The organism is Undibacterium sp. JH2W (assembly GCF_049340425.1).
Lineage (GTDB): Bacteria > Pseudomonadota > Gammaproteobacteria > Burkholderiales > Burkholderiaceae_D > Undibacterium.
Map to the genome: position 1 here is coordinate 1 of NZ_JBMPOT010000069.1, position 546 is coordinate 546.

The following is a 546-nucleotide window of genomic DNA, read 5'->3' on the forward strand; positions in this document are numbered from 1 at the left end:
TCTATCTCGACTTCACCATGCTGGCCTTTGAGGCGTTTGACAGTGCTGCCGTTACGGGTATTTCCCTTGCCTGGCGTGCTGTCCTGATGCCTCTCGTAGAAGAGGTGCTCGGTCAGTTCTGCATTGAGCGCTGTTTCCACCGTGAGCTTGAGCAGCTCACGGGAAAACGCATTCAAATCAGCTTCAGTCTTGATGTCTTTCGCCAGCTCTTTGGCCAGCGCCTGCAGTTTGCTTCTTTCCATGGCGTTTGTCGTCATTTTGGCAATTCCTCATTATAGGAGGTTCATCTACCAGAATTACTTACACACTTTTATTTACAGGCTCTAAAAAAATGCAGTAAACGTTGTAGTAAGTTTTACATTACTTAAATTAACAATAATTAAACAGGACAGCACACAATGGCCAATACAACTGCAGACATCCAAAAGCTTTACATCGCTTATTTCAACCGTCCAGCGGATCCAAATGGTCTGAATTACTGGGCAGCGCAAAACATGACGATAGGTCAAATTGCTGACTCTTTCGCCAAGCAACCAGAATACGCCA

1 protein-coding gene is annotated in these 546 nt (G+C 45.4%); it reads right to left on the reverse strand.

The window, feature by feature from the left end:
- On the reverse strand, nucleotides 1–242 hold a 242-nt coding region (locus ACO0LC_RS29150; protein ID WP_423009759.1), incomplete at its 3' end, for a transposase.
- Nucleotides 243–546 lie beyond the last annotated feature (304 nt).